At 38.5% G+C, this 11237-nt stretch carries 9 protein-coding genes and 1 pseudogene; 6 read left to right on the forward strand and 4 right to left on the reverse strand.

Annotated features, from left to right (window positions below; translation table 11 throughout):
• Positions 1-6 precede the first annotated feature (6 nt).
• From I6F53_RS09420 to I6F53_RS09435, 4 genes are read left to right on the forward strand one after another with little or no spacing between them, the layout of a single operon-like run.
• On the forward strand, positions 7-699 hold the full coding sequence (locus I6F53_RS09420; protein ID WP_166419533.1) for an ABC transporter ATP-binding protein: 693 nt from the start codon (positions 7-9) through the stop codon (positions 697-699).
• Positions 696-3200 carry an ABC transporter permease gene (locus I6F53_RS09425; RefSeq protein ID WP_166419532.1) on the forward strand — a complete coding sequence of 835 codons (2505 nt, stop codon included), beginning with the start codon at positions 696-698 and terminating at the stop codon, positions 3198-3200. Before I6F53_RS09420 ends, I6F53_RS09425 begins: the two co-directional genes overlap by 4 nt.
• A 12-nt stretch (positions 3201-3212) precedes the next feature.
• The gene (locus I6F53_RS09430; protein WP_331460771.1) at positions 3213-4562 is read left to right on the forward strand and encodes a sigma-54-dependent transcriptional regulator; all 1350 of its coding nucleotides are present in this window, start codon (positions 3213-3215) and stop codon (positions 4560-4562) included.
• The gene (locus tag I6F53_RS09435) at positions 4555-5802 is read left to right on the forward strand and encodes a sensor histidine kinase (RefSeq protein WP_166419531.1); all 1248 of its coding nucleotides are present in this window, start codon (positions 4555-4557) and stop codon (positions 5800-5802) included. The genes I6F53_RS09430 and I6F53_RS09435 overlap by 8 nt, the downstream gene beginning before the upstream one ends.
• A 5-nt stretch (positions 5803-5807) precedes the next feature.
• On the opposite strand, the gene I6F53_RS09440 is transcribed toward I6F53_RS09435, so the two are convergent.
• From I6F53_RS09440 to I6F53_RS09455, 4 genes are all read right to left on the reverse strand, one after another.
• Positions 5808-6596: a PhzF family phenazine biosynthesis protein gene (locus I6F53_RS09440; protein WP_197239364.1), complete on the reverse strand. Its 789-nt coding sequence runs from the start codon at positions 6594-6596 to the stop codon at positions 5808-5810.
• Positions 6597-6615: 19 nt separating this feature from the next.
• Positions 6616-7089 (reverse strand): pilin, encoded by a 474-nt coding sequence (locus tag I6F53_RS09445; protein ID WP_197239366.1) that lies wholly within the window; start codon positions 7087-7089, stop codon positions 6616-6618.
• Positions 7086-7910 (reverse strand): hypothetical protein, encoded by an 825-nt coding sequence (locus I6F53_RS09450; protein ID WP_197239367.1) that lies wholly within the window; start codon positions 7908-7910, stop codon positions 7086-7088. Before I6F53_RS09450 ends, I6F53_RS09445 begins: the two co-directional genes overlap by 4 nt.
• Before the next feature lie 70 nt (positions 7911-7980).
• Positions 7981-8595, reverse strand: coding sequence for a SemiSWEET family transporter (locus tag I6F53_RS09455; protein WP_197239387.1), 615 nt, complete (start codon positions 8593-8595; stop codon positions 7981-7983).
• 289 nt (positions 8596-8884) lie between these two features.
• Between I6F53_RS09455 and I6F53_RS09460 the strand changes: the two genes are divergently transcribed.
• Positions 8885-10018 carry a PepSY-associated TM helix domain-containing protein gene (locus tag I6F53_RS09460; protein ID WP_197239369.1) on the forward strand — a complete coding sequence of 378 codons (1134 nt, stop codon included), beginning with the start codon at positions 8885-8887 and terminating at the stop codon, positions 10016-10018.
• Positions 10019-10067: 49 nt separating this feature from the next.
• Positions 10068-11218, forward strand: a pseudogene (locus I6F53_RS09465) (tetratricopeptide repeat protein).
• Positions 11219-11237 lie beyond the last annotated feature (19 nt).

Consider the following 11237-nt stretch of genomic DNA (forward strand, 5'->3'; position numbering starts at 1 on the left):
ACCCCCATGACCACACTAGTAACAATTAATAATATCAATAAAGTGTACAGCAAAGGCCAAGTGAAAACGCATGCCCTACAAGATGTATCTTTAACTATAAATAAAGGTGAATTCATCGCTATTTCAGGCGCATCGGGTTGCGGTAAATCGACCTTACTCAGTATTTTAGGCCTATTAGACACCCCAACGGATGGTCATTATCAATTAGCTAATATTGATACCCATAGCCTTAAAGTTGATCAACGTTCTAGCGTACGCAACAAGCACATTGGCTATGTATTTCAGTCCTTTAACTTAATTGATAACCTCACTGTATTTGAAAACGTCGCATTACCCCTTGAGCACCGCGGCGTCTCGAGTAGTGAAATAAAAATCGCTGTTGAAAAACAGCTAGCTGCAGTAAACATGAGCGCACGATTAGACCATAAACCAAGCCAACTCTCTGGTGGACAACAGCAACGCGTTGCGATTGCTCGCGCATTAGTTGGCAACCCTGATTTACTGCTCGTAGATGAACCAACAGGTAACTTAGATAGCCAAAATGGCGATGCCGTTATGCAACTATTGCTTGATTTAAACAAACAAGGCGCCACCGTTATTATGGTGACGCATGACGAACGCTACAGTCAGATGGCGCAGCGTCAAATTCGCTTATTTGATGGCAGAATATTAGTTGAACATCAGGAGGCTATAGTATGAGTTTTTATCTACGCGCATTACGCCACGGTGTTTTACGACTCTTTACATTGCCACGTTTATCACTGCCAATTTTACTTACATTAAGCTTAACATTGGCTGCGGTGCTTGCTGTTGTCGCCATGAGTAGCCATCTTATTTTTAAACCTTTACCTGATATAAAAGACGAAGATAGCCTGTATACAATTAATCGCACTATGTCAGTTTCAAAAGACATGCGTGTTTCAATGTTTACCACCAAGCGTCTTGCTCTATTAGCTGAGCAATACAAAGGCTATGGTCAGTTTGCTGCATATCAAGCGGGTAAAAGTACAGTCAAGGTGCATGAAACGAGTTATCCCGTGTCGCATTTTGATGCCAGTAATAATTTTATGTCTATGGCCGGAGGAAGTCTGCTATTAGGAGAGCAACCAAGCAAAGTAAATACTCAAAATGCGGCGTGGATCTCTGAAAGTTTATGGCAAAGCGCATTTCAAAAAAGTGTAAACGCAATTGGCCAAACATTAAAAATAGACGACCAAGCTTTGCAAATTCGCGGAGTGGTCAGCGACTTCTCGTCGTTTAATTCCGATAACGATGAAAAATATGCCCAACAGGTTTGGCGCTATTATGATTTAGCCGAAAAAGCTGCAATGCCAACACAAATGACCATTGATGGCAGTCTACAACCCCTATTTCGCCAAACAGAACGTGCATTTACGACCGATGACATGGAGAGCTTTTGGCAACAGTATTACCTTAACCAAAGCGAACAACTTGGCCCTATGAAGCAAATGTTTGAGAGCATGAACCCTGAAAGTTCAGCAACCTTATATCGCGATAATTTGATGGAAGATCAGCAAACCATGCTGTTGTTTTTATTAGCCACGGTGGTCATCTTGCTCGTTATGGCAAGCCTCAACTTACTAAATCTATTTATTGCCCATTACCAACAACGCGAACAAGAATTTGCCACACAATTATGTATGGGCGCATCACGTAACAAATTATTAGTAATGAGCTTTTTAGAAAACCTGAGCACTTTTTTACTTGCCGCAGTATTAGGGTTGTTAGGTGCTGCTTGGCTTATTAGGCTATTACCTATCATTAGTGGTGGTAATATCGCGATGCTTGAACTCGTGCAAATTGATGCGATAACCATTGCTGTTGCGGTTGCAATTGTGCTGATGATCAATTTGTTTTTTGCGTTTTTATCAACCCGTCAGTTTGATCAAACACAATTAATTAGTAATCTTAATAACGGTAATAAAGGTGTCAATGCAAGTAAAGTGACCCGCCTTAGCCACGTATTATTTATTGCACAATTAAGTTCTGCTGCGGTCATTTTAACCGGTACCGCTATGCTGGCAAATACCGCCTACGATAAGCTAAATATTAACTTAGGTTTTGAGCCAGGCAACACACTTATTGCCAGTGTACGTCTTCAAAGTAATGAAAAAGCAATTTTAAACAACGCAGAAATGCAGGAAAAATTAGCGCAAGCAGCACAAGATCCTGAAGCCGCAGAACAAAAAACCAAGCAACATTTTCAAGGTGCATTGGAAATAAAAAATCAACTTGAGCAAGCAATAATTCAAGTCCAACCTAATATTACCCCGCTACAAAGCGAAGGAGAACCCTTTAGTTTTAGTACCGTCATAAATATGACTGAGGATGAGCAAACACAAGAGCGCTTTACCTATATGACGATTAATATTGCACCTGATTATTTACAAACCTATAAACTCAATTTGCTAGCAGGACAAAATATGAGTCAAACGCAATATCAAAATTTAGAGCCTGTTGCATTGATCAACGAAACCTTTGCAAAGCAATTGTCCACAGATGGCACGATTGAATCAGTAATAGGTAAAGAAGTATCTAATAAACAAGTTATTGGCGTAATCGCAGACAATTATACCATGATGGCTAAAGATCAGGGCTATCCGATTCTGCTTTACAGTTATTCGCACGATGATACTGATTTTGTGATTAAGATTGCTATGCAGCTACCACCTGGGCAAAGCTTTGATAAAAATGCCATTATGCAAGCGATTCAATATGCTCACCCACAAGTAATTGAAGTAAATGCGCGTACATTAGACGAACGCTGGACAGAGCAAACAATGCCACAACGCGTACAGTTTTATTTTATTAGTGCGTTATCGCTATTAACTTTGCTACTTGCAGCGGTTGGTAGTAATGGTATGGCAATGAGCTTTACAGAATTAAAACGCTTTGAACTTGCGATACGCATGGCAACTGGCGCAAGCCGTATAAATCTAATGAAACACACATTAAAGAGCTTTAATGGCTTACTTCTCAGTGCGCTGGAGATTGCAATCACACTAGCTTGCAGTATTTATTTAGCGCTACAAAATGCAATTCCTATGCTGCCTGCATTTTCATGGCCAGCATTAACAATTTTCACTAGTTTATTGATTGCTATCGTCTTTATTGCCATTGTTTTGGTAGTATGGCGTATTATTAATGCAGACCCTATGCGCGCGCTTAGAGAGCAGTAAACTTTTAAGGAGGTGGCAGTTAATACTGCCATTACAACCAGTATGAGCCAACCTACTATTTTAGTTGTTGATGACGACGATGATATTCGCTTTGCCCTATCGCTACTTTTAGAACAAGCAGGTTATCGTGTGATTGAAGCTGATGGAGCAGCGCAATGTATGCAATTACTCTCACGGGTAACGCCTGCGTTGGTGTTACTGGACATGAACTTCACCCGCGATACCACCTCTGGTAAGGAAGGACTTGCACTGTTAGAGCAAATCACCCCATTGGGTATTCCTGTAATTTTAATGACTGCATGGGCAAATATTGAACTGGCGGTTACTGGGTTACAACGTGGTGCTAAAAACTTTATTGAAAAACCATGGCGAAAAGAAAAACTACTTACCCAAATAGCAAATCATATTGAGCCTATTTTACCTCAGATTGAGCAAAGTGATTGGATAGCATGCTCAAGCGCGATGAAATCCCTCGATAAGCTCATTACACAACTTGCACCAACCGATGCAAATTTATTAATTTTAGGTGAAAACGGCACCGGTAAATCACAACTAGCGAAACGTATCCACCAATTAAGTGCGCGTAATGAAGCACCGCTTGTGAGCCTAAATATGGGGGCTATTGCAGAATCTTTATTTGAAAGTGAACTATTCGGTCATCATAAAGGTGCGTTTACCGATGCAAAGCAAGACCGAACCGGCGCGTTCAGTCGTGCTAAAAATGGCACTTTATTTATGGATGAAATAGGCACATTACCCTTTCATTTACAGCCTAAATTATTACAAGTACTCGAAATGGGTGAGTTTACACCGCTTGGTGCAAATGCAAGTGAACTCGTTAATGTACGCTTAATTGCAGCCACTAATCAAAACTTGAGCGCTGCCATCTCTGACGGGCAGTTTCGTCAAGATTTATATTATCGCTTAAATACCTTTGTAATTAGGCTCCCCGCTCTGCATGAGCGCACAGAAGATATATTGCCACTTGCCGCACACTTTATTAACCTGTTTGCTGGCAAATATAACAAACCGATTTGCACATTATCTAAAAGCGCTGAAGAATTGCTATGCAATCATAACTGGCCGGGTAATATTCGCGAGCTAAGTCATGTGATAGAACGCGCAATGCTAATTAGCACCGGCAGCGTCATCGAGCTACCTAATATCATGCTCGATAGTCAAGTAAACCAAGGTCAATCAATTCCAAAACTCACACTAGAAGAGCTTGAAAAACAAAGAATCACTGATGTACTACAACAACACAATCAACAAATAACAGCGGCGGCAAAAAGCTTAGGTATTTCACGTAATGCGCTGTACCGACGGATGGAAAAGTACCAACTAGAGGGATTTGATGAGTAATATCAAAGTGCGCTATAAAACCAAAATAATTAGCATATTAGTTGCTGTATTTTGCGCAATTATTGGCCCGAGTACAGGGTGGGTTTATCAATTAAGCCAAGATATATTACTAACGACAACAGTCGCTATTTTTTTAAGTTACCTACTTATTATTTCTCTTTATAAGCTATTTAATAGTTACTTCTTACCTATTACTCAATTACAAGCCTATATTGATGCCAAACAACAGGGACAAAGTAATCTCAGTTTAGGTTACAACGATCCCAACTCACCATGGACAGCGCTAGGTATACAAATTGAAACGTTATTTACAAAATCAACACCTGCATCAACGCAGTTAATCGATGGATTATTTCAACATTGGCCTCACCCTATCGCTTTATTTAACGCTCAAGAGAAGCTTACTTTCTTTAATCACCCTATGTATAAGCAACTGAAAACACCACTTCTGCGTGGCATGACCATAGCTGAATGCGGTTTTACAGTGAATAATAAACAATGTAGTCATGCTAAGTTAAACCAAGATTGGCAAGTGCAACGCATTGTACTTAGTGATGCAAAGCAAATACTTATTAGCGCCAGCTATATTGGTCATCAATTACAAGATGCAAAGCGTCAGTCTCAAGCTGATTTAATTCGTATCTTATCTCATGAGTTAAATAACTCACTCACGCCTATGGCTTCCATGACAGATACATTACTAACCACAGAAACACTAAATGAAAAACAAACAAGGCAAGTATTAACAAGAATCAAATCGCGTAGTGAGTCTTTACTACGATTTATAAAGTCCTACTCAGAATTGAGCCGATTACCAGCAGCACAACCGCAATATTTTGATTTAAAAAACTTAGCAGATCTTAATGCCGCAGAGCAAAATATTCAGTTTAGTTTTGCTGGCGAATCACAATGCTTTGCTGATAAGTTACTTATTGAACAGCTGTTAATTAACCTATTTAAAAATACATTCGAAGCCAATAAAGACCAACCACACGTAACACTTAACAGCTTTGCACAAGCTAATATGCATATATTGCAGCTAACCGACAATGGTCCGGGATTTGCTAATCTGGAGTATGCAATACAGCCTTTGTATACAACTAAAAAAACCGGTTTCGGGCTTGGTTTAGCACTATGTAATGATATTGCCCAAAAACACAACGGTCAGCTTCTTTTAGCAAATACTGACAATGGCGCACAAATAACCATTAAACTACCGCAAGGCGGCACTTTAAAATAACGCATTTACAAATAAATTATACCTTGCAAATAGCGCACAGCATGACCTGTTAAAGTGACTGTTGTATCACCCACTTCACATAGCAAATGCCCGCCTCTGCTTGAAGCCTGATAAGCACTTAGCGTAGTTTTACCCAATTGCTGCGCCCAGTAAGGTGCCAAGCCTGTATGAATAGAACCCGTTACATAATCTTCGTCGCCACCGCTTGCAGGCCAAAAATAACGAGATATAAAATCATATTCATCGCTAGGAGCTGTCGCCACTACATCAAGTGGATAAAGCGTTTTTAAAAGTTCAGAGTTAGTTTTTAATTTAAGTATTTGATCGGCGTTTTTATAAATAGCAAAGTAAGCTTGGCGATTTTTAAGCACTTTACTCGGTTGTATAGACAGGCCATCAAGCAATTGCTGTGGCGCATTTTGTACCTCAACCGGTGCTTGTTTAGGAAAGGTCATTGCAAAGCTGCCATCGTTGTTTTTATTAACGATTAGCTCACCCACCGCATCAGCAATAAAGCAAATTTGCGACACGTTATGCTCTTCACATAAAACATACGCTGCCGCAAGTGTGGCATGACCACAAAAATCGATTTCCATTAACGGCGAGAACCAGCGAATAGCAAAACTTCCATCGTCTTTCAGGCAGGTAAAAGCCGTTTCAGATACGTTATTCTCAGCGCCAATCTTTAGCATTAAATCGTCACTTAACCACGCTTTAAGTGGGATCACTGCAGCATAGTTACCTTTAAATAACTCACTCGTAAACGCATCTATTTGGTGAATAGTTAATTGCACTTTAGTCCCCTAATTACTTTTATATACATGCTGAAGGTAAAATTTCTTTTGGTACTGTTGTTCTGTTATCGCCAACCGCCTGCATACCCGTTACCGGCTCGTCAAACCCACATAACCAAGCAATTGGGCTTGTAGGACTCCCAGTTACAACTGCCGGTCTGAATGTTAAAATTGTATTTTGTAGAGGCTGTGAAGCTTTATTGCCCAAGCTAATATGAATAGCACCATTATCAACTGTAATACCCGTTACCCGATTGCCAATCAAAAATTTACTTGCTGGTACACCCGCTTGTTCGTTACTTGTTGGAAACCGCCTGTTTTCAAGATAATAAACCGTAACGTCTTCTCGGATGGCAGCAGCCATTGCAAGTGGATCAACTAATTCGGCTCTTTGTAAATACTTACTATACTGAGGTAGCGCAACCGCAGCTAAAATACCAATAATAGACACCACCACCATCAACTCTATTAACGTAAATCCTTTCATTTTCATAATGCTTCTCCTAACATAAATAGTGGTTGATAAGCTGCTTTCACAAATAAGTAAATTGACACAACAATGACTAAACCATAAACAATAACGAGCTTACTTATATAGCTTTTAATATGTGTATTAAGTAACTTTAGCTGCTGCTTTAATAACACTTTAAATTCTTCTTGGGTTTCTAAACCTAGCAGCTCGCATATAGCTAAGTGCTGGGTTTGAGGTGTAGAGGCTTCAATACCTTCTTTAATAGTAATGGGGAATAGTAGGGTGGTAGTTAAAGAGTTGTACTGATTAATTAATTGACGAGGAATTAGTATTTTAAATAAACCCGAAAAAGGCTGTAGCTCTGTTAGAGCGCTCGCATTTTTAAGCTTTAAAATAATGGTAAAAATAACACTCAGCAATAAAGTAAGTAAAATGATTGGAACATACCAGTAAGTAAAATAATCATCAAAAGTATGGTTTAAAGACACTGTATGCGTGCTATATATTTCTACAAAGGCAGGGACAACAAAAAACTGATACAACAAAGAGGATAAAAAATAAATAACAAATACAATAGTTAAGTAACTAAGCCAGCCCTTGTGCTCAAACTTAAATTCGTTAATTAACTCTGGCAAGCATTGATAATACGTAGCTTTTTTTTGCGAAGTTGCTTCATCTTGAGATGCAATTTTTGAGATTAAATCATCTGCTAATTTGCTACGTACACCGTTATTAATATAAACGTCTAAATACGGCGGTGTACTTAGCTCATCTTTTTTCTCTGCACTTAGTGTTTTAGAGCTATTAACACGGCAAATATAACCAAACTGATTCCAATTCATACTTTATCCCTTTATTTGATAAAGTAATTTGCCACAAAATGGACTAAATAGGAACTTAGGTCGCTTATTTTTAAGCCATTACAGGCCGCATTCTATAATATTGCATACAACCAAATTGCACTGCATTGGTAAGCAATAGCATAATAAACATAAGTAAATGCGCAGTACTTGGAGCAGCCGTTGTAAGCTCAACAACTAAGCCGCAAATACCTGCAATAAACTGCAGGCTAAAGTAGCGTGCGCTTAAATTACTTACATTACCCGTGCGTAGTGTTTTATAAGTTTGTGGCATAACACGTACCGAGCTCATCACCAGCCCAACATATGTTAAGGCGCTTAATACCGTTGCAGTATCTAGGTTCGAATTCAAAAGCAGTGAAAAAGGCAGTAACGAAAAGCCCAACATGGTTATCAACTGCACACGCTCTCGTTTAGCTGCGTTATAACGTGCGAAAAAATACAAAATAAGTCCGCTTAACGCACCAGTTACAATAAATGGTAATGCAATATAATAGCGCTCAAAGTACATATTGTAGGTTATAAAATAAAGGCTTTGTGCTAATCCAAACGTCATCATCAATAGTGATAGACCTGAGACACTACGATTTTTTCGAATTTTGTTTAGTAATGGTAAAAAACTAAAAACCAAAATAAATGAAGACAATATAGGCAAATAATGCGCCAAAGCAACCTCGCTCGTTACATAAGTGTTAATTAAACATGGAAATAAAAACATTTAATAAACATATGTTTTAAAAGGCTTTTACTATGAGCGCGGCATTGTAGAGCCGCGTAAATTTAACTCAACTAAATAAGACATTCTTATTTTAGGTACTGGCAAGCTGGGTATACAAAAACCGTAGAATTAAGTTCACAGTTTGCCTGTTTAATAGAAAGCACTCTCACGATCTATTAAATAAAAATGATAGTTGTTATCATAAGCAAGTCATTAGCTGCAATATATAAAACTATCTATGAGAAAAACTCTTTTTAAAATTCACAGTTGGATCGCCCTTATAGCTATCATTCCGTTGATTGTTATTAGTATTACAGGGAGCGTATTAGTTTTTAAAAGTGAAATAGATGGCTTACTTATGCCAAACAGCCATTTTGTTGTAAAAGCACTGCCAGAGCGCATGCCAATCGACAAATTAATTACAAAAACAGAGCATGCTTACCCTGAATATGTAGTAGGTAGTTGGGAAATATTTAACGATGATACTGCTGATCGGGTTTACTTAGTAAAACGCGGCACAGAACAATGGTATAAGTTTCATTTAAACCAATATACGGGTGATATTTTGTCTGAGCCTGTAGGCACCAGCCATTATTTTACTGATTGGTTTTTAGAACTACATTACACCTTTTTACTTAACGACTTTAAAAACCTGCCAGGGCAAACCGGTACTGTACTAGGCTTCTTTTTTGCGTTGTTTTTATTGGTGTTAGGTATAACTGGGCTTATTATTTATCGTAAATTTTGGCAGCGCCTATTTAGTGTGCGCTGGCATGCCACATTGCAAATTGTACTTAGCGACATTCATAAAATGACGGGGGTTATTGGATCTCCCATCATTATTATTTTAGCGATCACAGGTGGCTATTTTAACTGGGCAGTGTGGTATCACGAAGTTATTGAACACGCAGAGGAAGAGCACTTTGTACTAACCAAAAACCTGCACAGTAGCGATATTTCGTTTCAACGCATACTTGATGACAGTAAAAAACAAATCCCCACTTTTAACGGTACGTTTTTAGTTATGCCGCTAGAGCCTGACGAAAATATTACCTTATTTGGCGAAGTCGATACCGCCAACCCACTTGCTAGTGAGTATGCCAATACGGTTAGCTATAACAAGCTAACAGGCGAGCACATAGCTAACTGGGATATTCGCGAAGCAGGCGTTGGCTGGCAGGTAATTGATAGCTTTAGAAAGCTTCATTTTGGCTACTTTGCAGGGCTAATAAGTAAAATACTGTGGTGCGTAATTGGTTTAAGCCCAGTGTGGCTAGCAGGTACTGGTTTTTACTTATGGTTTACTCGCCGTAGACGTAAAAAACAATCACAAAAAAACCGTTTTAATAAACGCAGCACAGCAAGTGCTTGATTAAAAACCCATCACATTGTAATGTAAAATTTAACAATGGAGTGGGTTTATGATGTTTTTTAAAATAGCAGTCTGTATTACTTATTTATTTTTAGTTGGATGTAAAACAGCTAATGTTCAACAAGTAGAACAACAAGTGCAGCTTGAACAACTATTTAACCATTCCTTGTTCAAAAAGCTCGACACTCCTTCTGAAAGCAGTATTTTTGAGCTGCCAGATGATGAAAAAGAAAAGTTTTTAGTCTATGCCGAAAACCAAAAACTATCTCAAATCCGTGATGACCATATTATTTACAATTACCTCGAAAGCTACTTAAATACCATGGTGACACACTTACTTCAGCTCAAATCTTAGAGCTTTCACAAGGTAATTGTATTAGTTTAGCCATTTTAACACAAAGCTACGCACAAGCTCTTGGGTTAGAAACAAGCTTTCAAGAAGTAACAAGTAAGCCCATATATGCAAAAGAAAATAATGTTGTTTATGTAGCAAGCCACTTTAGAACAAGAGTATACGCCCCAAAAATAGAGAAAAAAGATGGTAATATTATTGAGTTTTTTAGAGCTGGCACTTTAATTGACTACTTCCCTACTCGTCGCAGTTTTTATTCAAGCAGCGCAGATTATAACGATTTAGTTTCTAAGTTTTATAGTAATTTAGCTGCAACAGCATTGGCAGACAAACAGCTTGATATTGCTTACTCACTTATTTTACAAGCAAACAAGTACACCCCTAATGACCCTGAATTATTTAATATAGCGGGTATTTTACATCGCCGTGCTGGCGATGTGAAAAATGCAGAGTTAATTTATGAAACCGCTTTTAATAATCAAGTATTGAGTATTAACTTACTTAGTAATTATCAGCTTTTAGCAAAACAGCTGGGGAAAAATGAACTAGCAGAAAAATTAGCAAAGCAGTTAGTTAATAAAGAAAAAGATCCTTATGAGCTACTCGTAGTCGCTAAAAACGATTTGCAGTCAGGGCTGATAGGCAAAGCTAAAAATCACCTTGAACAAGCAATTGCAAAAGCGCCGTATATTGCAGAGTTATATTTAGAGCTAGCTAAAATTCACTACCAACAAGGCAACTCTCGACAAACCAAAAACCTACTGGAAAAGGCAATTAAGTTTGAACGAGATGATCAAAAGCACGATGTATATCAGGCTAAGTTACTGTCTTTACAGATGGAGAAGTAACTTAGCCAAAGCGCAGTTA

The organism is Pseudoalteromonas sp. SWN29, assembly GCF_015864465.1.
Classification (GTDB): Bacteria; Pseudomonadota; Gammaproteobacteria; order Enterobacterales; family Alteromonadaceae; genus Pseudoalteromonas.